Origin of the sequence: Emticicia sp. TH156, from assembly GCF_002855535.1 — a bacterium.
In the GTDB taxonomy this organism is placed as follows: Bacteria; Bacteroidota; Bacteroidia; order Cytophagales; family Spirosomataceae; genus Emticicia; species Emticicia fluvialis.
In genome coordinates this window covers 670,347-696,376 of sequence record NZ_PKRS01000001.1, presented here as the reverse complement: position 1 = coordinate 696,376, position 26,030 = coordinate 670,347, and the positions used below count along the sequence as shown (strand labels likewise).

At 41.7% G+C, this 26,030-nt stretch carries 22 protein-coding genes; 7 read left to right on the top strand and 15 right to left on the bottom strand.

Features of this window, described 5'->3' with window-relative positions; genetic code table 11:
* Positions 1-214: 214 nt before the first annotated feature.
* Positions 215-721: an RNA polymerase sigma factor gene (locus C0V77_RS02985; protein ID WP_101724810.1), complete on the top strand. Its 507-nt coding sequence runs from the start codon at positions 215-217 to the stop codon at positions 719-721.
* Between the two features lie 155 nt (positions 722-876).
* Here the strand turns inward: C0V77_RS02985 and C0V77_RS02980 are convergent, their stop codons facing one another.
* The 11 genes from C0V77_RS02980 to C0V77_RS02930 form a co-directional block, all read right to left on the bottom strand.
* Complete coding sequence (locus C0V77_RS02980) at positions 877-1,254, bottom strand: phage holin family protein (protein ID WP_101724809.1); 378 nt, start codon at positions 1,252-1,254, stop codon at positions 877-879.
* A gap of 149 nt (positions 1,255-1,403) precedes the next feature.
* A complete protein-coding gene (locus tag C0V77_RS02975; protein ID WP_101724808.1) occupies positions 1,404-4,442 on the bottom strand; it encodes an efflux RND transporter permease subunit in 3,039 nt (1,012 codons plus the stop codon).
* 113 nt (positions 4,443-4,555) lie between these two features.
* Positions 4,556-5,605 carry an efflux RND transporter periplasmic adaptor subunit gene (locus C0V77_RS02970; protein WP_101724807.1) on the bottom strand — a complete coding sequence of 350 codons (1,050 nt, stop codon included), beginning with the start codon at positions 5,603-5,605 and terminating at the stop codon, positions 4,556-4,558.
* Positions 5,606-5,616: 11 nt separating this feature from the next.
* Complete coding sequence (locus C0V77_RS02965) at positions 5,617-6,195, bottom strand: NAD(P)H-dependent oxidoreductase (RefSeq protein ID WP_101724806.1); 579 nt, start codon at positions 6,193-6,195, stop codon at positions 5,617-5,619.
* Between the two features lie 13 nt (positions 6,196-6,208).
* Positions 6,209-7,555, bottom strand: a complete 1,347-nt coding sequence (locus C0V77_RS02960; protein ID WP_101724805.1) for a TolC family protein — start codon at positions 7,553-7,555, stop codon at positions 6,209-6,211.
* 82 nt (positions 7,556-7,637) lie between these two features.
* Positions 7,638-8,072, bottom strand: a complete 435-nt coding sequence (locus tag C0V77_RS02955) for a PaaI family thioesterase (RefSeq protein ID WP_101724804.1) — start codon at positions 8,070-8,072, stop codon at positions 7,638-7,640.
* A gap of 35 nt (positions 8,073-8,107) precedes the next feature.
* Positions 8,108-8,725 carry a TetR/AcrR family transcriptional regulator gene (locus C0V77_RS02950; RefSeq protein ID WP_101724803.1) on the bottom strand — a complete coding sequence of 206 codons (618 nt, stop codon included), beginning with the start codon at positions 8,723-8,725 and terminating at the stop codon, positions 8,108-8,110.
* A gap of 164 nt (positions 8,726-8,889) precedes the next feature.
* Positions 8,890-10,434 carry a bacillithiol biosynthesis cysteine-adding enzyme BshC gene (gene bshC, locus C0V77_RS02945; protein ID WP_101724802.1) on the bottom strand — a complete coding sequence of 515 codons (1,545 nt, stop codon included), beginning with the start codon at positions 10,432-10,434 and terminating at the stop codon, positions 8,890-8,892.
* A gap of 196 nt (positions 10,435-10,630) precedes the next feature.
* On the bottom strand, positions 10,631-12,397 hold the full coding sequence (locus tag C0V77_RS02940; protein WP_101724801.1) for a long-chain fatty acid--CoA ligase: 1,767 nt from the start codon (positions 12,395-12,397) through the stop codon (positions 10,631-10,633).
* Positions 12,398-12,456: 59 nt separating this feature from the next.
* Entirely contained in the window at positions 12,457-14,949 is a 2,493-nt protein-coding gene (gene priA, locus C0V77_RS02935; protein WP_101724800.1) for a primosomal protein N', read from the bottom strand.
* 232 nt (positions 14,950-15,181) lie between these two features.
* Positions 15,182-16,522 carry an Nramp family divalent metal transporter gene (locus C0V77_RS02930; protein WP_101724799.1) on the bottom strand — a complete coding sequence of 447 codons (1,341 nt, stop codon included), beginning with the start codon at positions 16,520-16,522 and terminating at the stop codon, positions 15,182-15,184.
* A gap of 149 nt (positions 16,523-16,671) precedes the next feature.
* On the opposite strand from C0V77_RS02930, the gene C0V77_RS02925 reads away from it, so the two are divergent.
* Complete coding sequence (locus tag C0V77_RS02925; RefSeq protein ID WP_101724798.1) at positions 16,672-17,328, top strand: metal-dependent transcriptional regulator; 657 nt, start codon at positions 16,672-16,674, stop codon at positions 17,326-17,328.
* A 134-nt stretch (positions 17,329-17,462) separates the two neighbouring features.
* Positions 17,463-18,542, top strand: coding sequence for an LptF/LptG family permease (locus C0V77_RS02920; protein ID WP_101724797.1), 1,080 nt, complete (start codon positions 17,463-17,465; stop codon positions 18,540-18,542).
* On the opposite strand, the gene C0V77_RS02915 is transcribed toward C0V77_RS02920, so the two are convergent.
* Positions 18,543-19,244: an SGNH/GDSL hydrolase family protein gene (locus C0V77_RS02915; protein WP_101724796.1), complete on the bottom strand. Its 702-nt coding sequence runs from the start codon at positions 19,242-19,244 to the stop codon at positions 18,543-18,545.
* Between the two features lie 139 nt (positions 19,245-19,383).
* On the opposite strand from C0V77_RS02915, the gene C0V77_RS02910 reads away from it, so the two are divergent.
* Both C0V77_RS02910 and C0V77_RS23005 read left to right on the top strand, forming a co-directional pair.
* On the top strand, positions 19,384-20,580 hold the full coding sequence (locus tag C0V77_RS02910; RefSeq protein ID WP_173830513.1) for an argininosuccinate synthase: 1,197 nt from the start codon (positions 19,384-19,386) through the stop codon (positions 20,578-20,580).
* Between the two features lie 270 nt (positions 20,581-20,850).
* Positions 20,851-20,994: a hypothetical protein gene (locus C0V77_RS23005; RefSeq protein WP_158237873.1), complete on the top strand. Its 144-nt coding sequence runs from the start codon at positions 20,851-20,853 to the stop codon at positions 20,992-20,994.
* A gap of 83 nt (positions 20,995-21,077) precedes the next feature.
* Here the strand turns inward: C0V77_RS23005 and C0V77_RS02905 are convergent, their stop codons facing one another.
* The gene (locus tag C0V77_RS02905) at positions 21,078-21,365 is read right to left on the bottom strand and encodes a PqqD family peptide modification chaperone (protein ID WP_158237872.1); all 288 of its coding nucleotides are present in this window, start codon (positions 21,363-21,365) and stop codon (positions 21,078-21,080) included.
* Between the two features lie 75 nt (positions 21,366-21,440).
* On the opposite strand from C0V77_RS02905, the gene C0V77_RS02900 reads away from it, so the two are divergent.
* Both C0V77_RS02900 and C0V77_RS02895 read left to right on the top strand, forming a co-directional pair.
* A complete protein-coding gene (locus C0V77_RS02900) occupies positions 21,441-22,346 on the top strand; it encodes a serine kinase (RefSeq protein WP_101724793.1) in 906 nt (301 codons plus the stop codon).
* 53 nt (positions 22,347-22,399) lie between these two features.
* A complete protein-coding gene (locus C0V77_RS02895) occupies positions 22,400-24,271 on the top strand; it encodes an asparagine synthase-related protein (RefSeq protein ID WP_101724792.1) in 1,872 nt (623 codons plus the stop codon).
* A gap of 164 nt (positions 24,272-24,435) precedes the next feature.
* On the opposite strand, the gene C0V77_RS02890 is transcribed toward C0V77_RS02895, so the two are convergent.
* A complete protein-coding gene (locus C0V77_RS02890) occupies positions 24,436-25,170 on the bottom strand; it encodes a copper homeostasis protein CutC (protein WP_101724791.1) in 735 nt (244 codons plus the stop codon).
* 50 nt (positions 25,171-25,220) lie between these two features.
* Positions 25,221-25,928, bottom strand: a complete 708-nt coding sequence (gene gldA, locus C0V77_RS02885; protein WP_101724790.1) for a gliding motility-associated ABC transporter ATP-binding subunit GldA — start codon at positions 25,926-25,928, stop codon at positions 25,221-25,223.
* Positions 25,929-26,030 lie beyond the last annotated feature (102 nt).

Sequence of the window (26,030 nt, the reverse complement as noted above, 5' to 3'; positions counted from 1 at the left end):
CTCAAGCCAGGCCGGTTAAACAGAATTGATGGCTGGTACAATTTTTTAGTGTTTTTAATAGCCTGCTGTTTAATGAAACAGGTCGATTCCGCCCAATTAATGCCTGGTTTTTTCTTTTAATAAAATTCTTGCAAAAAAAATGGGGGAGTTTTGGTATTCTGAAAATTTATTTTTTAATTTTGTTTAACGAAAAACAAAAAAAGATAAACAAACCATGACAACTCTTGAATTTAATTACGCCATTTCAAAGACCTCAAAGGCATTAAAGCCTTTTGCCTTTAGATTGACTAAAGACCAGGAGGACGCCAATGATTTATTGCAGGATACGCTTGTAAAAGCATTTATGAATCGTGAAAAGTACACCGATGGTACAAACCTGAAGGCCTGGCTTTATACTATAATGAAAAACACTTTCATTACCAATTACCAGCGGATAATGAGAAGAAACACATTTATAGATACAACAGACAATTTACACTTTATCAACAGTACTGAAAGCAGCATTGAAAATGAAGCGTATTCTTCTTTTACCATGAGAGACATCAATCATGCCGTTGAGACTCTGGATGAGAATTATCGCCAACCGTTTATGATGCATTTCAGCGGGTTTAAGTATCATGAAATAGCACAGAAACTGAAAGTGCCTATCGGAACTGTTAAAAACAGAATACACATTGCCAGAAAAGAGCTGAAAGAAAAGCTGAGTATGTATGCCTTTTAAGTTTACTTCAAAAATGTGTTTGGCGGATGATCAACTTCTGGCAAATACCGGGGCGGCAGTATTGAAAGTGTGTGTGCTGAATACGAAATACTAAAAAAGTTATCTGTGTGAGCGGATAACTTTTTTGTTTTATAACAGGTAAATCAATTTATGGGTTATAGTTCCGGGGGGGTGTCGTCAGCAGGCATATTATTAAGATTTTCATCCACCATCTGTTGAACCTGCTCTTTTATTTTGTTTTGCACACGGTCTCGGGCTAAAACAAATAATGCCAGAATACCCGCATAAACCAGAAATATAATCAGATAACCCAGCCAGAGGCTTTTCAGCCAGATATTGAGCCCAACTGCCGCCAGAATACTGAGAAAAATGATTACCGTTATAGATAAAATAAATAAAATAAGCAGATAAATGGCTTTTACGGCAATGCCTTCTATTTTTTCCTGAAAGCTTAATTTGGTTAATTCAAATTTTGCTTCAATAAGCCTGATGACGTTGTCGCGGAAGTCGCTAAGATTCAGAAAGTCAGCCATACGATACAGATTCTTTGTATTTCAGTTGCAGGGCCTGACACATTGTGGCCCTTAAACAATTGCAAGGTAGATAAAACAAGGCATCTGACAAAAAGACTTGAGAAAGTTTTAGGGCGATGCCCGTCAACGGCATCGCCCTGAAGCAAGAATTATATCTGAGGTGGCAGCAACTTATACATTACCGGCGTTACAATGCGGGTCAGTATCAGAGACGATACCAGTCCGCCAATCATTACCAACGCTAATGGCGAATAGAGTGGTGAATGCTCGAGCACCAATGGAATCAGGCCGCCAATAGCTGTAAGCGTAGTTAGTACTATTGGTATAAACCGGGTTTCGCCGGCCTCTTCTATGGCTTCGTTTATACCTAAACCCCGCTCTTTTCTTAAGAAATTGGTGTAGTCAACCAATAATATTGAGTTTTTTACTTCTATACCTGCCAGAGCAATAATACCAACTATGGCCGTGAACGACAATGAATTGCCCGTAAACAACAGAATAAGAATAGCCCCTATCATACCCAGTGGAATAACCGACAGCACGATAATAGTACTCTTGAAGGTTTTAAATTCAAGTATCAGAATAGCCATGATACCGAAAATGGTAATCATGATAATAGTACCTAAGCCGCCGAATGTTTCCTGAGAGCGTTCTACTTCTCCGGCCATTTTTATCGAATAGCCTTTAGGCAGTTTAAGTTCAGATAGGCGCGTGCTGGCGTCTTTGGTTACTGTTGGCGTCAGGTAACCGCTTTTTATAAAGGCAGTAACAGTTGAGTAGCGGTCACGGTCATAATGGTTAATTCTGTTCGGCGATGTTTCAAAATCTATAGTGGCTACCTGCCTGAGCGGAATCAGACTGCCCATCTGGTTACTGATAAACATTTTCTGGAAGGCATCCATACCGGCGCGTTCTCCACGAGGCAGACTTACATTGATATCAATCTCGTCTTCATCATTTTGTTTAAAGGTTCCCATGTTGATACCTGCAATACCCATGCGCACGGTTCTGTCGATATCTACAGTTGGAATACCCAACATACCTGCTTTGTCTTTGTTGATGTTTACTCTGAGGTCTACGTTCTGCGCCGAAAGGGGGTTGTTAACATAAATAGTACCCTGGGTTTCTTTGAATATTTTTTCTACTCTGAATGAAATAGCCCGTAGTGAATCGAGGTTTTCACCAAGAATACGTACAGCCAGCGGTGCTTCTACCGGCGGGCCCTGTTCAAACTGAATCACCTTTATTTTGGCACCTGCAAATAAGTCAAATTTTTTGCGAAGCTCGTCAATAAATTTTTCTCTTTCAGGTACTTCTACGTCGTCCTGCAACTGCACAAAAATTTGTGCAAAGTTAGATAACGTACCGCCTACGGGTAAAACATTATAATATACTCTCGGATTAGACTTCCCAACATTTGTTGCATAGTTTTTCACGATATCATGCTTTGCCAGCTCGTTTTCAACAAAACGGGTAGCTTTGTCGGTTTCTGAGAGGGTTGTGCCTAATGGGGTATCAACATTAATCAGAAACTGCGGTTTTTCAGAGCGGGGGAATACACTTGTACCAACTACCGGAATCAGCGCCAGGCTACCAGCAAAAATAGCAAAGGCAATAGCCAGACTGATAACAGGATGCCTGAGCGCCAGGTGTAGTATCTTACGATACGACCCCTCAATGCCGCGTTTCATTAATTTTAGCACCACGTTTTCCTGATGCTCTTCTCTGGGCATTAGCTGGCTGGCCAGAAATGGCACAATGGTAAGAGACACAAATAAAGAGGCAATAATGGTAGTGATAACCGCTATTGGCAAACTACGGATAAAGTCTCCTGCAGCCTCTGGCAGAAAGCAGAGTGGTAAAAAAGCAAAAATCAGGGTAGCTGTACAACCTAAAACTGCCAGCCCGATTTGCTTGGTTGCCTCAATGGCGGCTTGGCGGCGGGGCATACCCGAACGCAGAAAGCGAGCAATGTTTTCAACAACTACAATTGAGTCATCAACCAGTAGCCCCAAAGCAATAACTAACCCCACTACACTTAGCTGATTAATGCCGAAGCCTGCCAGGTCGAGCATGGTAAGACCCATAGCTAGTGAAAGTGGAATGGATATCATAACAATAACCGATGCCCTGAAGCCCAAAGGTATGAGGGTAATTAATACCAAAAGAATGGCAATGCCGAAATCGCGCGTTAATCCTAATAAACGGGTGGAAACACTCTTGACCTGGTCGAAACTTTGCTCAAACCGGATATTTGGTGGAAGATTCTTTTTGAAATTGTCAATAACCGGGCGGATTTTATCTCCGGTGTCAAAAATATTACTTCCGGCTTTCATGTTTGCAGTTACAAACACGGCACGCTTGCCATTCAGCCTGCCCATGTACGATTCTTCTTCGTAATCCATGCTTACTACGGCAATATCTTTCAGATAGGTAACGGCGGTGCCTGAGGTATTTACAACGGTGTTCCTGATTTCTTCCAGATTTTCATAACTTCCGGACGTTTTTACGCTGAACTTCCTGCTCCCGATTTCGATATTTCCTGCTGGTATATTGGCGTTTTCTGACTGAATGGCTCCCAGAATACGGTTTAGCGGTATATGAAACTGCGCCATTTTGTCAAGATTAACCGCCACGAGCACCTGTTGTTTCGGGAAAGCCCATACCTCTGCTGCCTTGATAGATTTTACTTTCAGTAAATCTTCTTTTAGTAATCTTGCTTCTTTTTCCAGGTCTTTATATGGGGTAGTTTCTGATAGCAGAGCACATTGTATGATGTTTACACCTTCAGGCGTATAACGCATAATATCTATGCTGTAAATATCTGTAGGCAGCGTGTTCCGAATAGCGTTTATTTCTCTTACAACCTCGTTATATTTTTCGTCAACATTTACTTTGTATTGAAACTCAACCACAATGTTGGCCACGCCTTCATCAGAAGTAGATGTTACTTTTTTGATGTCGCTGATACCTGAAAGGCGGTCTTCTATTGGGTCAACCACCAGTTTTTCCATGTCGGCCGGAGACGTACCCGGATACACCACAATGATGCTATTGAAAACAGCCTTCAGGTCGGGGTCTTCGGCTTTGGGCATATTCAACAACGAGTTGACACCAATGGCCAGTATCATTATGAAAATAATGATAGTGAACTGGTAATTTTTTACGGAAAATTCTGCTAGACGCATTTGAATAATGTATTAGGTGTAACAAACAGCCACAGATATCGGCGGCTAATCTATTCAGTTGATATGCTTGTGCGTAATGGCCATTTACTGTAGACAGATAATGGCAGAATAACCTACTTCTGCACCAGTTTTACTTTACTTTTATCGCTCAGAAAATTGGTGCCTTTGGTAACTACGGGTGTTCCTTCCGGCAACCCGGCTGTTATAGCCACATACCTGCCAAAGATACCGCCAATGCTAACCGCATTTTTGCTAACACTTTTGTTATCGGCATTCAGCACGTAAACAAAGGCTTTGGTTTTGTCGGCTTCAACAAGTGCCTCTACGGGTATGGCTACTGATACCAGCCCTTTTCCTGTCGATATCTCCGCTTTTGCCACAAAACCTGATATCAGTTTTTTACCGTTGGGTTGTATCTGCAGTTCTGCTTCAAATGTACCGGTGGCCGGGTTAACGGCCTGCGCCAGTTGGGTAATGCGGGCGCTGAAAGGTTCGTTCGGGTAGGCATCCAGATACACAGTGGCCGCATCACCTGTTTTTACTTTTATCACATCTTTGTCTGCCAGACCCACGTTAACGGTATAAGCAGACTCGCCCGTTCCAAGTATAAATACCGGAGCAAACGGTGTAATTAATTCGCCCTGCTCAGCTATTTTTCTTAAAATGCGGCCGCTGGCAGGTGCATAAATCTTTGATAGCCTCTGGTTAAATTCTGCTACCTGTACGCTTTGTCTGGCAAAATCATAGCCTGTAGTAGCATCCTGCACATTGGTAAGGGTGGTGGCTTCGTCTGCATAGAGTTTCTTTGCGCGTTCCAGATCACGTTCAGATTTTTCAAGACCCAGCCTTGCCTGTTTTACTTGTGCATCTATTTCCGATAGGTCAAGTTCGGCCAGCAACTGGCCTTCTTTCACGTATTGACCTTCGTTTACATACACTTTTTTTATCATGCCTCCGGTTTTAAAGGCCAGTTTCATTTCTGATTTAGACACTAATACACCGCTGGCAACAATAGGTTCGCTAAGTGTTTTAATACTAGCATTCTGTACTTCAACCGGCAATACCTCTTCGGCTTCCTGCCGGGCAGTTTCTTTTTTCTTGCTGCAGCTTACCAGTACAAGGAATAAGAATGCATAAATGAGCGGAAAAAATTTCTTTTTCATATAAGGTCTGTTTATTTCTGATTAAAGCCTGATTTTTCTATTTTTTTGAGCCACTTTTTCCTGTACTCATCACTTGACAATCTTAAAGGTCCGATGGTGGTGGTACGTACTGGTTTTATGCCGCAGAATTCTAATGTCATGCGTTTCATAGCGTAATAGGTGGGTCGGCCGTTTACAAGCCAGTAATACCAAGCCGGCTGGTCGAGTGTACTGATGATGTGTGCGGTTTTACCTACCAGCAGTTTATCCCACCACAGTGAATTATCGCGTTTGGCAAACACAATGCCCGGCAGAAAAACCCTGTCGAGAAAACCTTTTAATAGGGCAGGAAATGACCCCCACCATACCGGATAGAAAAACACCAGGTGGTCGGCCCATTTTATTTTTTCGACAGACTCCAGTAAATCCGGCTCCAGTTCCATTCGTTTTCGGTACCCATAGCGCAGAATAGGGTCAAATTTCAAATCGGCTATAATTATTTCTTTTATTTCGGCGCCAGATGAGGTCAGGCCCTTCTTGTAAGCATCAAACAAAGCGAAATTGAAACTCTCGCTATCAGGATGCCCTTGTATCAGTAGTACTTTTTTCATCTTTGTTAAGAGATTATCTGACAGCCCCAACTTTATCAAGCATGGCTTTTTTTAGTAGTATGTCATATTTGGCAAGAGATTCTTGTAACCGCGCCGTAATTACCTCGTTTTGTGCCCGTAGGTATTCTATCAAAATAGCCTGACCATTGCGATACCGGCTGTCTACCACCTTAAAGTATTTGTCGGCTTTTATAGTGCCGTCTTTAGCGGTTGGCAGGGTTTTCCGGGCGGCTTCCCACTCAAAATAAGCCTGCGACACCTGTAATTGAATCTGCTTCTGCACTTCGTCAAGTTTGGTTTCCAATAAATTCTTCTGAATTTTAGCCTGTTGAATTTTGGATTTTTTCTCGTAACCATGAAAAACATCCCAGTTTAGCCCAATTTGCCCTATGGCGTAGGCCTGGTCTTTAAAGGTGTAACCCCTGCCCTGAAAGCCGGTACTGCCACCCACAAAAACCTGTGGCCGAAATGCGTTCATTTGTTGCAGTTTAATGGCAGATTCAGTGGCCTGAATGTTGGCTTTTAACTGATTGATTTCCTGACGGTTCATTATTGATTGTTCGCGGGCGGCCTCAATGTCTGTCCGGGTGTCGGCGTCAAGAAAAATGCTGTCAACCTGAATTTCAGTGCCGAAATCCCGGTTCATCAGAAAATTAAGGTAGGCTTTTGCTGTATTCCGGTTTTTGTCCATAGCGGCTACCTGTTGGTCAATTTTGCTTACCTCGTATTCTGCTGAATAAATTACATCTTTGGTAGCTACATTATTACTCACCAGTTTTTCATTCAGTTTTACAAAATCGTTCAGCACCTTGCGCGACACCTCAAATATCTTCTGCGCCTCTAGTGTTTGAAGATACTGCAGATAAGCGATAGTGATATTGTAACGTACTTCATTTTCAACAATCCGCTTTCGGGCCTCCTGGGCTGTCAGCAAGTCGTGCTGAATGAGCAAATTATAACGGATGTCGGTATTGTAAACCGGATACTGAAAAGTAAATTTGGTATCATGAAAATTGTTCGGAGCCAATTGCTCATTCACATTTTCTATTTGCGGAAAACTGTTAGAGTTGGTCAGTCTGTTCAGTGTAGAGTAAACGGGGTTTAGCAAATCGCCAACGGGAAACGCTAAACGTCGGCCTCCTGCTGCCAGGGTATAATTAGGCGCAAAAGTAATTTTTGGCGAAAAATTAGCCTTGGCCTGTTTTACGTTCTCCTGTGCTTTCTCAATTTCAAGGGTTTCCTGTCTTAAAGCCAGATTATTTTTCAGTCCTTCCTGAATGTAGGATTCCAAAACCGGAGAAGTAATTTGCCCTGTGGCCACAAAAGGGCATAGAATGGCAATCAAAATGAATTTTTTCATATCTCACTGACGCTTTTTCAATTAATGAACAGTGTTAAGTTATAGGCTCAAATAAACCCGTCGTGTAAGACGGGCCTTATTTTTAGATTTTTACGCTTGTTACCACCATGTTAGAGCTACATTTGGCTACTATTTTGTGGTCGGTGTTCAATATCTGGCATTCAATGTTAATAACAGTTTTACCTGCTCTGATAATCTTTGACTTAACCAGCAAAGTGTCTCCTATTTTGGCAGGTAAAAGGTAGTCGGCATTCAGGTTTACGGTTGTGTAAAAGTTTTCCCGGCCCAGCATAAAAACGGTCATGCCCATTATTTCGTCCATCATGGCGGCAGCCGTGCCGCCGTGCAGAATTTTAGCCGGGTTTGTCATGTCGTCTCTTACTACAAATTCAACCGTTACCGACCCTTCTTCTATTGATATTAATTTCCCATTGAGCCATCTGCCCAGTGCTGAGGGGCTTAGTTCAGAGGCATGTTTGCCAATATGTGATTTGAAATACTCAAGAACCTGACTCATCGGCGATGCAAGTTTAAATAAATTGATAGAACAGTTTATATTTTACGTTTCAGTAATTCAACGAATCGCTCATAGGCATGTTGCAGGCGTGGAATACGCTCTGTTTCTTCAAACATGGTCGACCGTTTTTTCAGGTGAATAGTTACCAGCCCATGCACGGTTGCCCAGATCATTAATGAGGTCCCTTCTACGTCATCTACTTCAAAATACCCGGCTTCAATGCATTCTTTTACTATTTGCCGAAGCATTTCAAAGGCAGCTCTGCCTTCTACCCATATTTCTTCCCGGCACTCAATGGTTTCAATCGGCGACACCATCAGAAACATCAGCTCGTATAGTTCCGGATTCTCGAAGCCATATTCCAGATAGTACCTGCCCATGTTGATTAATCTTTCAAACGGGTCTCGTATATTTAGTACTCTTTGAAACTGTTCAATTAGTTTCTGGAACGACTCATGATGTAAATCAAACAGCAATTCACTTTTGTCTTTGTAATACAGATAAATAGTTCCGGGGCTGTATTCAATGGCATCTGCAATATTCCGGATACTTGTTTTTTCAAAACCCTGCTCAATAAACAACCTCCGAGCGGCATCCATAATCAGGCGCTTCATTTCATGTTTCTCTCTTTCTTTTCTTTCGGCTATCCCCATCTGGCTCAGGTATTTTAATTAACAATGCAAATAAAATGAACGGTGTTCAGTAAAACAAATTCTAATCAATTTTTTACATAAACGGAAGATATAAAATTTATTCGGCTTCAATACAAAAGGCTGCCTCAACAGAAACAGCCTTTAGGTAATTATCTACAGTTCAATCAAATTTCAATAATATTAAATTTATAATCCAGCGGAGCCAGCGAATCAAGCAGTTTTTGAATAAACTGGTGGTCGTTCAGGTAAAAATTCAGGAAATTCTCTTTTCTTTCCTGTAGCCCTCCACCCGGGAAGAGCCTTTCTTTCAGAGCCAACAACTGGCTAACCGAGCTTTCCTGGTTACGTTCTTCGGCGCGTTTAATACGTTTTTCCAGGTGTTCCAGCGCATTGATGCTCTTGGCCTTAACGCCTTCAACAGGGCCTTTCATGGTTGCTTCAATGATTGTGGCCTTTTTCAGAATCCTTTCGAAAATGTCATTTATTTCATCAATTTCAAAAGCCAGACTCAGCGATTTCCTCGAGTTTTTTTCTACAAAACTTTTTCTGAGTGTAACTTCATCAGCAAACAGTTCTTCGGTGGTAATACCCAGTTTGTCTATTTTTTTTCGGCTGGCCTCGTTCACTACTAAAGCAAAGTTACGGGGCATCAGCAACGGAAACGATTCCTGATAATGGTCAAACACGCCTTTCAGTTGTAGCCAGTAAGGTACTTCTGATGGCCCGCCAATGTAAGCAAGATTAGGCAGGATGGTCTCCTGATAGAGAGGCCGAAGCACTACATTCGGGCTGAATCTCTCCGGATTAGTGCCAATTAACTGAAGTATCTCCGCTTCTGAAAAACGAATGTCTGTATGTAGTACTTTATATTGGTTGTCTTCTTTTACAATGCGTTCTCTGGTGCTGTCTTCCAGATAAAAGAAGTTAATTTCGCGAGGGGTAATTTGTGTGTGGTAGCCAAGTGCCTGTAGTTGATCAGAAGTGCTTTTTACAATATGGCTGGCTGAATGCTGAAGAATGTCGTCTTTCATAACCGGGGCGAAGAGGGCTTTCAAATCTGCCGAGTCGGCATCAAGGCATATCAGACCCTGGTCTTGAAACAGATGGCTCATATAACATCGTACCGCATTGGCCAGTGTGTCATGGTTCAGATAGGCATTCTGAAAAAACTCTACCCGTTCGGGTATCTGGTCACAGATGGCGCGCAGCTCCTTAGGATTCATGCGTCCTACGGCTCCTTTCTGGGTGGTTTCCCACTTATAGTTTTTACCGAAAAGGTTAAAAACCGAAATCTCGTCGAAATCGTGGTCTTCACTGGCCATCCAGTAGACAGGTACAAAATTATAGTCTGGAAATGCGTCTTTTAATTGTTTAGCCAGGTTAATGATGGTTACAATCTTGTAAATAACATAAAGCGGGCCTGTAAAGATATTCAGCTGGTGGCCGGTGGTTACAGTAAAGGTTTTATCATCTAATAATAAAGAGAAATCGGGTTTTGAATCAAGATTGGCATATTGTTTTTCCAGAACCGATACCAGGGTCTGGCGTTTTTCCTGCGTGAAAGCCCTTGATTGAATAGCTTTTCTGAATCCTTCAATGTCAGGATATTGATTATAGAAAGAAGTAAGCGTCTCGTTTTTTGTGATATAATCTAAAAACAATTTCGGGAAAGCGCCAACGGCTTTCAAATCTAAGGTCTGCAAAGGCATAAATAAGGCTCGATTTCTTTATTTTTCTGATAACAAGAAAATGATTAGACAGGTTTCAAATTATCTGAGTGGGTAAAACTATTTACCCCATTCCGGTAGATTAATGACGAAAAGGTCTATTTATAATTGTACAACGAAAACCCAACCATATATTTATAACCGGACCTCATTTTTTACCTCCGGGCTTGGAGGGTTCTTACAGGTACATGCCCTCGATTAAATCTTTGTATTTCTGGGTAATCACTTTTCGTTTCGGCTTAAGGGTAGGGGTTATTTCACCGTCCTCTATGGTCCATGCTTTGGGTAAAAGCTCAATTTTCTTTATTTGCTCGTAAGGGGCAAATTCTTTGTTGAAACGATGCACCTCATCCAGAATCAGTTTATGTACTTCAGGTTTTTTGGCCATTTCGGCATCAGTAGTGTACGATATGCCATGAGCTGCGCACCACTCTTTCAGGGCGGTAAATTCAGGTACTATCAATGCAGAAGGAAACTTCTCTCCTTCGCCCACCACTATAATTTGCTCAACATAAACAGACTCCTTTATTTTGTTTTCTAAAACCTGCGGAGCTACATATTTACCACCCGATGTCTTGAAAATCTCTTTCTTGCGGTCTGTTATTTTCAGGTAACGACCTTCTTCCAGTTTGCCAATATCGCCGGTGTGCAACCAGCCGTCAGCATCTATGGCTTCACGGGTTAGTTCAGGTAGGTTGTAGTACCCCAGCATAACGTTGGGGCCTTTAAATAGAATTTCTCCGTCCTCTGCTATCTTCACTGTTCCGCCATCAATAATCGGCCCAACGGTTCCAATCCGCAAGTCAAGTGGTTGGGTTCTGTTGGTAGCTATTACCGGCGATGCCTCTGTCATGCCATATCCTTCAGAAACGGGAATACCCGCTGCCCAGAAAACCCTTGCCAGACGTGGCTGCAAAGCGGCTGCTCCTGAGCATACCAGCCTGATGTTACCACCCAGCGCCTCTTGCCATTTGCTGAATACGAGTTTCTGCATCAGTTTTAGCTGTACGTTATACCACCAGCCGGCATTTACGTTGGGGTCATATTGCAGGCCCAGTTCAAGTGCCCGGAAGAAAATACGGCGTTTTAAACCACTTAATTCATAACCTTTGGCCACTATTTTATCGTAAACTTTTTCAAGGAGGCGGGGTACTGTAGTAAAAATCTGTGGTTGCACATCTCTCAGGTCTTCGGCAATGGTGTTCATGTTCTGGGCGTAATAAATAGAAGTACCCGTACGCATGTACAGATACAGCACCATGCGCTCATACACGTGGTTTAATGGCAGAAAACTTAAAGCTTTGCAGGATGGGTCAATCGGGAAATAGTTTTTGCAGGCTTCAAAGTTACTGATCAGGTTTTGGTGCGACAGCATTACGCCTTTGGGCCTGCCGGTTGTGCCTGATGTATAAATGAGGGTCAGTAAATCATCTGTTCTGATTGATTTTTTTATTTCCTCTATTGCTGATTTGTTTTCAGCCGTTTCGTTCTCTGTTACCTCCTTCCAGTGGCTGGCTCCACTAATTTTATCAAAAGTGAAAATAGTTTTCACCGAGGCTACTTCTCTGGCTGCCTCTTTTGCCCTTTCGAATAGGGTCTGGTCTCCGGTAAAAACATAAGAGACGCCTGCATCCTGAAAAATGTACCTGTAATCTTCTACAGTAATATTTGGGTAGAGAGGCACATTAACAGCGCCTACCTGTTGCATGCCAAAATCTATGATGTTCCATTCCGGGCGGCTCTCTGAAATAACAGCAATTTTATCGCCTTTTTTTACCCCCAGTTTCAACAAACCGTAGCTGAAACTGTTAACACTTTCAATAAAGTCAGTAGCCGGAACTTTTACCCATTCTCCATTTATTTTTGATGCAAAAACATCGGGTTTATTATGAAGGGCAATAGATTCGGTTAGTAATTCAAATACACGGTTAATAGATTGACTCATGTTAACAGGGGTTTGGTTGGGCGCAAATTTAAGAAAAAAACAACGGCAGCCATAAAATGTTAAACGGGGTCAACATCAACTACCACATCAACTTCTTTATGCGCTCTGATTTGTTGCATTTCTGTTATGGTTTCTCTTAAAAACGCTTTGGCAGCCTTTATATTCAGCTTGTCTTTTTCAAGTTTCAGCATAATATCAAATAAAAACTTGTTTCTGATACGCTCAATTAGTGCCTTTTCAGGCCCCAGCACGCGCGCTTTACCGAGTTTATCTAATAGTTTGTCAGCCAGCCAGTGGGCGGCTTTTTCTGCCTTTTCGGCCTCTTCGTGCTTGATGGTAATTGAAATAAGCCTAGAAAACGGTGGGTACAGATAGCTTTCTCTTTCTGATATCTCTTCCTGATAAAACCCGGGGTAATCGTTTATTATTACTTTTTGTAAGATAGACTGGTCTGTATTATTGGTCTGTATCAACACCCTGCCTCTTTTGGCACGCCTGCCCGCCCGGCCACTCACCTGCGTGAGCATCTGAAAGGCTCTTTCTGACGCCCGGAAATCAGGGAAATGAATCATGCGGTCGGCATCAAATATACCTACCAGGCTCACCTGGTCAAAATCCAGCCCCTTGCTAATCATTTGTGTGCCCACCAGTATGTCTGTGCCGCCTTGCTCAAACGCTGCTATGATATTCTGATACGCGTTTTTTGTGCGGGTGGTATCCAGGTCCATGCGCTGAACCCGTGCCTCCGGGAACATGATTTTCAGATCGTCTTCCAGTTTTTCTGTACCAAAACCAACGGTTCTTATCTTGCCTGAACCGCAAACCGGACAAGCCCTTGGCACCTCTTCCTTGTGCCCGCAATAGTGGCAGCGTAATTCTTTCGAGTGCATATGGAAAGTAAGGCTTACCGCACATTGCTCACACTCAGACACCCAACCGCACTCCTGGCAGTTCAGGTAAGGAGAATAGCCGCGCCGGTTCTGAAAAATGATGGTCTGCTCACGATTGGAAAGATTATTCTGAATGCCTTCATGAAGCACGCTCGAAAAATCGTTTTTCATATTTTTCGATTTCCGTTCTTTTTTCAAATCCACCAGCATAATTTCAGGCAATTGAGCCTCGCCAAAACGTTGATTCAGCTCAACAAAACCATACCTGCCTGTTTGTGCCTGATAGTAGCTTTCAACGGAGGGTGTTGCAGAGCCTAACAGGATTTTGGCTCCCTGTTTCAGCCCCAGCATGATGCCTACGTCGCGTGCATGATACCGCGGGGCGGGGTCAAACTGTTTGTAAGAGGTCTCGTGTTCTTCATCAATTATTACAAGACCCAGATTATCCATTGGTAAAAATATAGCTGAGCGTACTCCTACCACAAACTGATAGCGGCCGTCAATAATACCTCGCCAGACCTCAACCCTTTCATTATCTGAGAACTTGGAATGGTACACACCCATTTTATCGCCAAACACACGTTTCAGCCGAACGACTATCTGCGTAGTAAGGGCAATTTCAGGTAATAGATACAGCACCTGCGAGCCGCCTTCCAGTACCTTCTGAATTAAATCGATATAGATTTCGGTTTTACCGCTCCCGGTAATTCCATGCAATAATACAATGTCTTTTTCCTGAAAATTCTGAAGTATTGCATCACTTGCCGCCTGCTGTGCAACGGTCAATTCAATTTTAAGAGGTTCTGTCGGGAAATCATCACCAAAGCGTGAAACGGTTACTTCAAATGGCTCTAGTATTCCCTTATTAATCAGGGTGTTTAAGGCAGAATCGGAGGTTTCGCCTTCTATAAAAACCGACTTATCTATACCATCAGTGTTTTTGGCTGGCAAATCATGAATAGGAATATGTTTGAGGTATTCCATAATTACCATTTGCTGTTTTGATGATTTACTGAGCGAATCAACCAGATTCAATACTTCTTCACTTCCTTCATAAACGCGTTTCAAACGTACTTTTTTGGCAATTTTCGGCTTATATTTTTCCTTCACCTCTTCATACATAATGATGGCGTGCTTGCTGATAAGCGATTTTATCATCGCGTTGATGTTCTTTTCACCAACAAACTTCAGGGCATCGTCATAAGTAAGAGAGGTTTGGGTATTCAGTATTTCCAGAAACGCTTTCTCTTTGTCATCAAGCAGCTCGGGATAATCAAAATCCGGGTTCAGTTGTATTCTTGACTGGCTGCTCACTTTCAGTCCGGAGGGCACAGCCACATTCATTACCTCACCAATGCTGCACATGTAGTATTCGGCAATCCACTCAAAAAGCCATAATTGTGACGACGTAACCAGGGGGTCAATGTCCAGGAGTTCAAGTATGTATTTGGCCTGGTATTTTTCCGGCGGTTTAGTGTGTATTTTTCCTACCACGGCTGTTACAACCCTGTTTTTTCCGAATTCTACAATTACGCGTGCTCCTGTCTTGATGTCGTTCACAAAGTGGCGGGGTACGCGGTAAGTAAACATACGCGGAATAGGCACCGGCAGAATAACGTCGGCAAAGTAGGTGGTTTCAACAGAAAAAAGCTCTTCGGTCATTTTTGGCAAACTAAGGTATTCTAAAAAAACAGTTTAAATGAAAGCAGACCTAAGCCCGCTAAATATAAACGTTTTTTAAGTTATTCAGGTATTGAGTATCAATTTATGCCTGAATGCTTATTGAATAAACAATGATTGAGCCGACTTGATTCAAAAACAGATAGATATTAAAGCGCCTTTGAGAGAGAGAGTAAAGCCGGGTAATGATAATCACCCGGCTTTCTGTACAACTTTAAAAAATTGTATCAATAAGCAGATAGCCATTCAGGCTGATGATAATAAACGCTACAACCCAGGCTGTGTATTTTACCCAGTTTGGGTTTGCAAATGCGCCCATTTTCAGTTTGTCAGACGTAAAGGCTACTAACGGCACCACTGCAAAGCTTAATTGCAAAGACAGAATTACCTGGCTAAGCACCAGCAAATCTGAAGTGCCTCTTTCGCCATAAATAATAGCAACAATCAGTGCCGGCACAATGGCAATTAAGCGGGTAATTAATCTACGTAGCCAGGGCTTCAGTTTAATGTTCAGAAAACCCTCCATTACAATCTGCCCGGCAAGTGTACCGGTCAGGGTAGAGTTTTGCCCTGCTGCCAGAAGAGCCACTGCAAAAAACAAACCGGCCAGTTTTACACCCAGAATGGGGTCTAAAAGATGGTAGGCATCTGTAATATCGGCCACGTGCTGGTTGTTTGAAAAGTGGAAGGTAGCCGCAGCCATGATAAGTATGGCAGCATTGATAAAAAAGGCAAGGAATAATGATACCGTAGAGTCTATGGTAGCATATTTTATGGCTTGTCTCTTGGCTGGCACGGTATCTTCAATTTTACGGGTTTGCACAATGCTTGAGTGCAGGTAAAGGTTATGTGGCATAACCGTTGCCCCCAGAATACCAATGGCAATGTAAAGCATTTCAGGGTTTACCACAATCTGGGTGCTTGGTACCAGACCTTTGGCCACGCCAAACCAGTCGGGGTTTGAAACAATGATTTCATACCCGAAGCAAAGCAGAATAATCAGTATCAGTGCGCCCACTATTACTTCAATGAGTCTGAAACCCTTGTTTTGTAAAAACAGAATAAAGATTACGTCAACGGCTGTAATGATGATACCATACGTAAGCGGAATATTAAAGAGCAGGTTTAGGGCCACGGCTGCACCTATTACTTCGGCCAGGTCGCAGGCAGCAATGGCTACTTCTGCCAGAATCCACAACACAAATGAAACGGGTCTTGAATAAGCATCACGGCAGGCCTGCGCCAGGTCTCGCCCGGTGGCAATGCCCAGTTTCAGCGAGAGGTGCTGCAGCAGCATGGCAAACAAATTAGATATTAAAATAACCGAAAGCAGGGTGTAGCCAAATTTGGCACCGCCGGCAATATCGGTAGCCCAGTTGCCAGGGTCCATGTATCCTACTGCCACCATCAGCCCCGGCCCGATAAAGGCCGAGAGTTTTTTCCAGAAGCCTCCGGATGTATGAACAGCAATGCTGCCGTGTACTTCCGGCAGCGAAACACTATTGGTTTTGGTTTTCCAACCTTTATTTTGGTCTGTTGGTAATGTCTTCTCCATGGTAGTTCAGCTACGCTAAATCTAAATTTTATGCAATAATAAAAACAAAAATGTGGTTATCAAAATAAAATTTTAGGTATGTCTAAAAATTTGATTAATCAGGTATAACTTTTACTTTTGTGCTTGTATCACCATCTTTTTTAAGGTATATGACTTCATTTACAGAGGAAAACTATCTGAAAATTATTTACATGCTGAGCGAGCAGAATGGCGGAAATGAAGTTAGTACCAACGAGTTGGCCGAACATACGCAAACCAAGGCAGCCTCGGTTTCTGATATGCTACGCAAACTGGCCGAGAAGAATTTTATTAATTATCGCAAATATCAGGGGGTAACCTTAACCAAAGAAGGGCAGCACATAGCATTAAGTATTATCCGTAAGCACCGGCTGTGGGAGGTTTTTCTGGTAGAAAAACTGGGCTTCGGTTGGGACGAAATACATGACATTGCCGAGCAGCTTGAGCATATAGATTCTAAAGAACTGACTGAAAAGCTGGACGACTTCTTAGGTAATCCGCAATTTGACCCACACGGTGACCCCATTCCGGATGCCAAGGGTAAAATGCCGATGCTCAGGTCATATAAGTTATCTGAAATACCTGTAGCCCACACAGTAGCAATGGTTGGGGTGTCAGTACATTCACCTGCTTTTTTGCAGCACCTTGACAAAAACCATATCACGCTTGGCTGTCATATTAAAATTCAGGAAGTAAGTGATTTCGATAAGTCTTATACGGTTTTAATAGATAACGCGCATATTGTTTTTGTAAGTAACGAAGTTGCCAAAAACCTGCTTGTGCAGTAAAAGCTGTTAAAGTTTTATAATTTAAGCTGATTATGCGCTTCTTTTCATAATTTTGTGTGTTAAATATATAGCCCTGTCAGAGATTAGAGCCCAATCTCTTCTTTTTTGAGGTAACCTATATTGTTAAACCTTGCATGAATATACTTGATAAATACTTAATCAAACGATTTCTCACAACTTATATATTTGCGGTTCTGGTTATTGTTTTGATTATCATGGTGATTGATTTTGTGGAGAAAAACGATGATTTTATCCAGAAACAGGCACCTATGCGAGCTATTCTGCTACAATATTATGCCAATCTTGCTCCATACTGGGCCAATTATATCAGCCCGCTCATGATTTTCATATCAACAGTATTCTTTACAGCCCAGATGGCTGCGCATACCGAGATTGTAGCCATTCTGAGCAGCGGTGTAAGTTTTCCGCGTCTGATGCTGCCTTACTTTTTAGGCTCTTCAGTTATTGCTGTTTTTTCATTTGTAATGGTAGGCTGGATACTCCCCAAAGCCAATACCGAACGGCTGGCATTTGAGAATGTATATGTGAACGACAAGTTTTACTTTTCAACCCGTGACTTCCACACTGCAGTAGCGCCCAATACCTATGCGTATATGTCGAGCTATAATAATGACGCCAAGACGGGGTATGATTTTACGCTTGAGAAAATTGTTAATAATAAACTGGTAGAAAAGCTAAGCGCCAAACGGATTGACTGGAACGACAGCACAAAAAAATGGCGGATACACAACTATAAAATCAGAACGCTGGGGGTAATGAAAGACAAAATGGTTTATGGTGACACACCAAAAGATACCACCATTAATCTGTCGCCCAAAGATTTTGAGAACGAGCACCAGATACATGAATCATTTACGATTCCTGAACTGCGAGAAAAAATCTCTCTCATCAAGACCCGCGGTGCTGAAGGGATAGAATCTTATGAAATTGAACTTTATCAGCGTTTTGCCACGCCCTTTGCGGTTATCATACTTTCTTTAATGGGTCTTATTGTGTCTGCGCGCAAGGCCAGGGGTGGGGTAGGTTTCCAGATAGCCGTGGGGTTCGTGCTGGCGTTTGTTTATATTCTGTTTTATATCATGTCTAAAGGTATTGCCGAGTCTGGCAATATGCCTCCTATACTGGCCGTCTGGCTGCCCAATATTGTATTTGGTATGATTGGTACCGTCATGTACTTTACCGTGCCGCGGTAATTATCTAAGTATTATTTTTGCTGTACTAACAACCCTGGTTGCCCATAGCTCATGCATTTTTGCTGAAAAATGCAACTGGTCGTTGGCAATGTAGGCTGCCTCAGGGTGTTCGCGCGTCAGAGTAGTTATATCAATATAAGAAATTCCCATTTTGTCGCAGGCATCTTTTGCTACTTTATTGAAGGCGTCAATATCCCTTGCGATTTTTTCTCTGTTATAGGCCTGTGCGTAGGGCGTAATACTGTAGTCAGGTATCGATAAAACAAATATACGCCTGGTATCAGCATGGGCAAGGGTAGCGCTTGTTTCCAAGAGTTCGGTAAATTCTTTTTTATAAGTATCAATGCTTTGGCCGTTAAACTGGTTGTTAACGCCAATCATAAGCGACACCATATCGTAAGGGCCTGCAGGTTTGGTGCGGGCCACGGCATCGGCAAGGTTACGGGTGGTCCAGCCGGTTCCTGCTACTACGTCAAACCTATTTATTGTAAAATCACTTTTCAGCAATTCAATCAGCTGGTTAGCCCAGCGGTCTTTTTCCAGTATACTTTCGCCTATTGTGTAAGAGTCTCCCAAAGCCAGAAAGTTTCTCTCAGGAATTTTCTCCTCTTTTTGGGGGGATAATTCAACAGTTGATGGCGAGCCGCCAACACATGAAAACAGAAAAGTCGCCAGCGATAATTGAGCAAAAAATTTATACATAACTGATATAACCTGATTTAAACGTTTATGTACTATTCTGTAATTATATTTAGATTATAAACGGGAATTTAACGGTAGAAGTCCTATTTTTGCAAAATTTTATTAAAACCTATATTCCGTTTCGGCGGCTGATATAATTATGAAAGTTGTTTTAGCCTATAGTGGAGGATTAGACACCTCGTTTTGCGTAAAGTACCTGACCGAAGAGCTGGGTCATGAAGTGCATTCCGTATTGGTTGATACGGGTGGGTTCACAGAAGAAGAAATCAAGGATATTGAAACAAAGGCGTATGAACTGGGCGTTAAAAACCATCATACCGCACGCATGGTAGGCGAATATTATCAGAAATGTATCAGGTATCTGGTGTATGGCAATATCCTGAAAAACAATACGTATCCGCTTTCAGTAAGTGCCGAGCGTATGTTTCAGGCAGTAGCAGTGGCTGACTACGCCAAAGAAATTGGCGCCGAAGCTGTTGCACACGGAAGCACAGGTGCCGGAAACGACCAGGTTCGTTTTGATATGGTTTTCAGAATCGTTCTTCCTAATGCGCAAATTATTACACCTATCCGTGACCTGCGGTTGTCGCGTGAGGCTGAAATAGATTTTCTGAAGTCGAAAGGCGTAGTGCGCGAATGGCATAAAGCAGCCTACTCAATTAATAAGGGTTTATGGGGAACCTCAGTAGGAGGTAAAGAAACCCTCACTTCTGATGGATTCTTACCTGAAAGCGCATTCCCGACACAGGTAACCAGGAAAAAGGGAAGCGAGATAACGCTACAATTCATCAAAGGTGAACTCAAAGGTGTAAACGGCCGCCGGTTTAAAAATCCGGTAGATGCCATCCGTCGTTTGTCAGAGCTAGCCTCTCCGTATGGGATTGGCCGTGACATCCACGTGGGCGATACCATTATCGGTATTAAAGGCCGTGTAGGATTCGAGGCCGCTGCTCCGTTGATTATCATCAAGGCACACCATTTGTTAGAGAAACACGTGCTTACCAAATGGCAGCAATACTGGAAGCAGAACCTTGCCGAATGGTATGGTATGCTTTTGCACGAAGGCCAGTTCCTTGAGCCACTGATGCGTAATATTGAAACGTTTCTTGAAAGTACCCAAACCAATGTAACTGGTGAGGTGCGTGTGCAACTGGCACCGTATCATTTCCAGTTATTGGGTATCAAGTCAGACTACGATATGATGTCGCCGGTATTTGGCAGCTACGGAGAAATGAACAATGCGTGGTCTGGCGATGATGTAAGAGGTTTCTCTAAAATCATGTCAAATCAGGTAATGATTCATGAAAAAATTGCCGAACTGGCTGCGAAGAAGTAAGGTAATAACATTAATAAAAAGTTATTGGCTTTTAATTGATTACTATAAGTGAGACCCCGAAAATACGATGCTTTCAGTATTTTCGGGGTTTCACTTTTTGTTTGCAATCAATGCCCAATAGTATAAATTGAACCCGTACAGATTCAATGTTTGCTACCATTTAAAAAGTAAACTTGTATTCAAAAAACCATTTTTTTATTATTCGCTTAGTTTCATTAGCTTTGTGAAATAGCATCTTGCTATTATACCATTTTTTAAATACATTAAATTATGAAAACAGAGAAAACTGAAAGTGCTCAAGACACATTTACCCTTGAAGAATGGACAAAACCCTCAGTAGAAATACTTTCTATAATGGAAGTAACTATGGGTTCGAGCGATGCAGGAGAAGATTATGCATCTGAAATAAGCTAATGCTAGCATAAATTACTCACATCTGTAACATGAGAATAAATACAGGAGTGTTTGCAGATGTGAGTATTTTTAAGCCTTACATTTCAGTTCACCACTACAATATTTCCTGAATACATTAAATTGAGGCATTCCAGGGTATCAATTGTACACTGAGATTCTTCTACTTTGAATTTCTGCATGAGCTTCTGAATCAAATCTTTTACAAGAATGGGCTGTTCCAAGTATAGCCAGATTATAGCTCCAGTATGATTCAGGTTAATATAGTTGCCACTTTTCAAATCCATTATGACTGTTTCATTATCAAATTCAACGAATTGCAAATCATTTGTTTTGCGGGCAACAAAACTTTCAAGGTGTAATAACTTTTTCATTTCTATCATTTTTTGATAACCATTGCCGATACTTGGCACAATTATCAGGCAAATTTATAAATATATTTAGATTTAATGTTTAATTATTGGGGGTTTGGTTTGCGTATTTTATCGGAAATTGAATTTCCGGAATTACTGTCTTGCGAATTTTCTGTACCAGATGTAGTAATTAAATATGGCATAACACCAGAAACTATCAGTGGTATTCAGTTAACAAAAAAAGGATTCTTCTACAAAATTGACGAGCAGGCATTGTTGTTTAAAGTTACCAACGTTGCTAATTATTATGCTTTTGGTGGACACACCGTGGTAGTTGAACCCTGCGCTGAACAGGAAATGCGAACCATCAGGCTTTATATTCTGGCAACTGTGATGGCCGGAATCCTCACTCAAAGAAAATTATTGCCTTTCCATGCTTCTGCCATTATTCGCAATGAAGCTTTGATTCTGATTGCGGGCGAATCTCAGGCCGGGAAATCGACTACTCTGGCAGGTTTAATTAAAAGAGGGTTTAATATATTTGGGGATGATGTATTGGTACTAAAAAAAGATGAAGACCAAATGGTACTGGTCAGTGCTTCATATCCGATGATTAAACTCTGGGATGACACAATCGAAAAACTTAATGATGATGCTTTCCGTGACCGCTCGTTCAGAATCAAATATGATTTGGAAAAATTCGGCATCTTTTTTCATAAGCAATTTAACAAAGATCAATATCCTATAAAGAAAATTTATATTATCAAAAAAAAGGATATCCCTGATGTAAGTATTAAAACTCTAAGCGGAATTAACGCCTTTGAGGCGTTAAGAAGTCATATTTACCGGCCCATTCTATTACAAAGTAATACTATGCTATCCCGTAGCTTTACGATTCTAACAGAACTTTCAAAGTCTGCAGTTATTCTTGAAGTATCGAGGCCACTTGTCTGCAACCCCGCAGACCTGATAAACCATATTGAAGCTTCTATCCTTCAGTAGACTGATGAAAGAATCTTCTTCAAAAAATCCTATATAAAAAGATTAATCAAACAATGGGTTTAATATTCGGACGTATCAATAAAACCGGGAAAAAGGTAGATGAGACGATTCTGGAAAAGGTTTTTCAGTCTGTTTCTCGCATTACGCCGGATGAAGGCTCGTCATGGACAGATACGGATATAGTCTTGGGAAATACCCACCTTATTGAAGATGCATACCCTTACCTGGCGCACCTAATTATTACGGCTGATGCCCGTATAGATAACAGGCCTGTATTAGCTTCTATGTTGGGCAATAACGTAAATTTACTAAATGATGCCCAACTCATATTGATGACATTTTACAAGTGGGGCGAAAAATGCGTACAATTTCTGGAAGGAGAATTTGCCTTTGTGATATGGAACAAGGCAAGCCATGAACTCTTTGCGGCAGCCGACCCGGTAGGTCATAGACCATTATATTATTATGATTCTGGGGATGAATTTATCTTTTGTAATGAAATAAAAGGGGTTACGGCCGTTAAACAAACACCTGATATTTTCAATGAGGATGCCCTGATTGATTACTTTTTTAAAAAGGGACTACCCGGGCACACTTACAATCAGGAGGTGTTTTCGCTCTGTGGCGGTAACATACTAACACTTAAACATGGAAAAGTTGGCATAAAAAAATACTGGCGGCTGCAAGCAAGTGGAAAATATTCTTTTAAAAAAGAACAGGATTGGTACGACTGTCTGCTTCATTTAGTCTATAACGCCGTTGAAAAAAGGCTGGACTATGAACGCCCGGTGGGTCTTACTCTAAGTGGCGGGCTTGATTCTTCTTGCCTGGCTTTTGTACTTTCAGACCTGCTGCAAAAAAGAAATAAACCTCTTTATACTTTTTCCTCGGTATTGCCTGTTGGCTATGAGGGCATTGCCAGAGATGAGCGTAAATACATCGAATCCATTGGGAGGCGATATCCAAATATTATACAAAATTTTGTTGATTCTTCCGAAATCGGATCTATTGATAGTTTAAACGAAAGTTTTTTATTGGACGAAAGTATTCCAAATCCATTTCATTATCTGGATAAAGCAATACTCTCCTTAGCCAGAGAAAAAAAAGTACATACTTTATTTACCGGGTACGGAGGAGACTTTGGGGTTTCATGGAAAGGTGATTCGGTTGTTTATCAATTAATCTATCTAAGGCAATTTAAAGAGGCGTTACAGCTAGTAAAGGAGTTTGGAAAGCGGGAAAACCTATCAATGTTACAAGTGTTTGTTAAGAAATTTATTCCCCATACAGAGTTGTACAGGCATCTTCGACCTTTGTTAAAAATGGGGAGGATAAACTGGCAAAATGAAACTACGCTGAAAAATGATTTTGTAAAAAAATACAGCCACAGGGTAATCGAATATACCCCTTTGAAAGATTTTCATTCGAATGCTGGGTATCAGATAAATGAAGGCCGTTTCGGAAAAATAACTGCTATGTTTCATACAAGAAACGCTGCTTTCGGCATAGAATCGGCCGTTCCTTACTTAGATAAGTCCATTCTGGAGTTTTTGATGGATATTCCTCTGCCTTTTTTTGTGAAAGGAGGAATCCCAAGAAGTCTTATTAGAAACATTATGAAAGGAAATGTGCCTGATGAGATTACCAGACGAATGGATAAACTTCCATACTCGCCCGGATACCAAAACAAAATAAAGAGTCAAAAGTCTTTGCTTCAGACAATCTCAAGTCTTAATAAATATGAATTTATTTTTGATAAGTACCTTGACAAACATAAAATCATCAATAATTTTATTAACATTAAACCCGAAGAAGGATTTACCCCCGCTGAAAACATAGTTGGGATAAGATTAATGCAGGCCGTCAACGCAGCCGTTGTAATCAGCAGGTTAAAAGAAGAAAACTATCATTTTAAATTTGTCTGACGCAGAATACCGATTAACATAACACTAAAAGTATTCGTCAATAATTTAGTAATCAATCACCTTATCAGACAACATGTAATGAAAATCGCAATTCCATTTTAACCAATACGCCAGTTTCAATAATAGAAGAATTGCATGAAACTTAAAGTTTTGGGTAAGTGATATCAGGCATTATCGATAATCTCTGCTACTGCCGTGCATTTATCAAAATCGGCTTCATAAATTTCAAATTCGTTAGTTAGTGCTGCGCTTGCCATGCTCACATCCGCCTTGCGGTATTCCATTCTGCTGTTTACAATTCCCTTGCCTGTCATGTGCAGGGCATGGACACCCGCCTCTAACAATAGCGCTGCGTTCTGGGCGCTTACACCACTGCCTGCCATAATTTCTATTCTATTGGCTGCCTTTTCAGCTAATTGTTTCAGCAGGCCTATGCCGTCAATGGCTGTATTCTTTTGCCCTGAGGTAAGTATTCTTTCGCAACCTGTTTCAATAACCGCTTCCAACGCCTCAAAAGGCTCTACGCTTACATCAAATGCTCTGTGAAAAGTTACTTTCATGGGCTGAGCCAGTTCAACTAATTCTTTTGTACGTATGGCATCAACCGTACCGTCCGGATTCAGGATACCAAACACTACACCGTCTGCTCCCAATTCTTTGGCTGTTTGTATATCGGCTTTCATTACCTCAAATTCAGTATCTGAATAATAGAAATCTCCTCCGCGCGGACGAATCATGACATACAATTTGATTGAAAGATGCTGGCGAGCCAATTTTATTAATCCGGCTGAAGGGGTGGTTCCGCCCTCAAACATACCTCCACATAACTCAACCCGATACGCCCCGGCCTTCTGGGCTGTCAGGCATGATTCTAAAGAAAAGCAACAGATTTCAAGCATATTTAAGAAAATGAAATAATAAATGTCTAATGTTCATATAATACTCAATACTACACCGTCAATTCCCGAAAAACCTCTTCCATTGCCTTGCCATCTTTTTTCAGTTCAGATAGGGTGCTGTCGGCTACAATTTTCCCACGGTTAATGATTACCACGCGGTCGCAGATGGCCTCTACTTCCTGCATGATGTGTGTACTGAAAATAACGGTTTTGTCTTTGCCTATTTGCTTAATCAGGTCTCGTATTTCAACCAGTTGGTTAGGGTCAAGGCCGGTGGTTGGTTCGTCTAAAATCAACACATCCGGGTTATGTATCAACGCTTGGGCAAGGCCGACACGCTGGCGGTAGCCTTTTGATAGCTGGCCTATTTTTTTGTGTTTTTCAAGCCCAAGCCCAACGCGCTCTATCGTGTTATCTATTTTTATTTCCAGGTCTCGTCCTTTCAAGCCATAAAGTGAGCCTGCAAAGGCCAGAAATTCCCTTACGTACATATCCAGATACAGCGGATTATGTTCAGGCAGGTATCCTACATTCTTTTTAACCTGAATAGGCGCCGTTTTTACATCAAAGCCACTTACCTCGGCAGTGCCTTCGGTAGCCGGAATATACCCCGTCAGGATTTTCATGGTCGTTGATTTCCCGGCACCATTTGGACCCAGAAACCCTAGAATTTCTCCTTTTTTTACTTCAAAAGATATATTATCAACAGCTTTTTGTGTGCCGTAAACTTTGCTGAGGTGCTGAACTTTAATAGACATGGTCTGGCTGTTCTATGATATCAGTACCGATATTAATCCCCTGGGTTATCGATACATATAATGGTTTTACAGGTTCTTAACGCAAAAATAGGTTTTATCGTG

What these genes read in the sequence shown, in the direction of transcription:
- C0V77_RS02985 (WP_101724810.1), top strand. Translation starts at nt 215, where the DNA reads ATGACAACTCTTGAATTTAATTACGCCATTTCAAAGACCTCAAAGGCA.
- C0V77_RS02980 (WP_101724809.1), bottom strand. Translation starts at nt 1,254, where the DNA reads ATGGCTGACTTTCTGAATCTTAGCGACTTCCGCGACAACGTCATCAGG.
- C0V77_RS02975 (WP_101724808.1), bottom strand. Translation starts at nt 4,442, where the DNA reads ATGCGTCTAGCAGAATTTTCCGTAAAAAATTACCAGTTCACTATCATT.
- C0V77_RS02970 (WP_101724807.1), bottom strand. Translation starts at nt 5,605, where the DNA reads ATGAAAAAGAAATTTTTTCCGCTCATTTATGCATTCTTATTCCTTGTA.
- C0V77_RS02965 (WP_101724806.1), bottom strand. Translation starts at nt 6,195, where the DNA reads ATGAAAAAAGTACTACTGATACAAGGGCATCCTGATAGCGAGAGTTTC.
- C0V77_RS02960 (WP_101724805.1), bottom strand. Translation starts at nt 7,555, where the DNA reads ATGAAAAAATTCATTTTGATTGCCATTCTATGCCCTTTTGTGGCCACA.
- C0V77_RS02955 (WP_101724804.1), bottom strand. Translation starts at nt 8,072, where the DNA reads ATGAGTCAGGTTCTTGAGTATTTCAAATCACATATTGGCAAACATGCC.
- C0V77_RS02950 (WP_101724803.1), bottom strand. Translation starts at nt 8,725, where the DNA reads ATGGGGATAGCCGAAAGAAAAGAAAGAGAGAAACATGAAATGAAGCGC.
- bshC (WP_101724802.1), bottom strand. Translation starts at nt 10,434, where the DNA reads ATGCCTTTGCAGACCTTAGATTTGAAAGCCGTTGGCGCTTTCCCGAAA.
- C0V77_RS02940 (WP_101724801.1), bottom strand. Translation starts at nt 12,397, where the DNA reads ATGAGTCAATCTATTAACCGTGTATTTGAATTACTAACCGAATCTATT.
- priA (WP_101724800.1), bottom strand. Translation starts at nt 14,949, where the DNA reads ATGACCGAAGAGCTTTTTTCTGTTGAAACCACCTACTTTGCCGACGTT.
- C0V77_RS02930 (WP_101724799.1), bottom strand. Translation starts at nt 16,522, where the DNA reads ATGGAGAAGACATTACCAACAGACCAAAATAAAGGTTGGAAAACCAAA.
- C0V77_RS02925 (WP_101724798.1), top strand. Translation starts at nt 16,672, where the DNA reads ATGACTTCATTTACAGAGGAAAACTATCTGAAAATTATTTACATGCTG.
- C0V77_RS02920 (WP_101724797.1), top strand. Translation starts at nt 17,463, where the DNA reads ATGAATATACTTGATAAATACTTAATCAAACGATTTCTCACAACTTAT.
- C0V77_RS02915 (WP_101724796.1), bottom strand. Translation starts at nt 19,244, where the DNA reads ATGTATAAATTTTTTGCTCAATTATCGCTGGCGACTTTTCTGTTTTCA.
- C0V77_RS02910 (WP_173830513.1), top strand. Translation starts at nt 19,384, where the DNA reads ATGAAAGTTGTTTTAGCCTATAGTGGAGGATTAGACACCTCGTTTTGC.
- C0V77_RS23005 (WP_158237873.1), top strand. Translation starts at nt 20,851, where the DNA reads ATGAAAACAGAGAAAACTGAAAGTGCTCAAGACACATTTACCCTTGAA.
- C0V77_RS02905 (WP_158237872.1), bottom strand. Translation starts at nt 21,365, where the DNA reads ATGAAAAAGTTATTACACCTTGAAAGTTTTGTTGCCCGCAAAACAAAT.
- C0V77_RS02900 (WP_101724793.1), top strand. Translation starts at nt 21,441, where the DNA reads ATGTTTAATTATTGGGGGTTTGGTTTGCGTATTTTATCGGAAATTGAA.
- C0V77_RS02895 (WP_101724792.1), top strand. Translation starts at nt 22,400, where the DNA reads ATGGGTTTAATATTCGGACGTATCAATAAAACCGGGAAAAAGGTAGAT.
- C0V77_RS02890 (WP_101724791.1), bottom strand. Translation starts at nt 25,170, where the DNA reads ATGCTTGAAATCTGTTGCTTTTCTTTAGAATCATGCCTGACAGCCCAG.
- gldA (WP_101724790.1), bottom strand. Translation starts at nt 25,928, where the DNA reads ATGTCTATTAAAGTTCAGCACCTCAGCAAAGTTTACGGCACACAAAAA.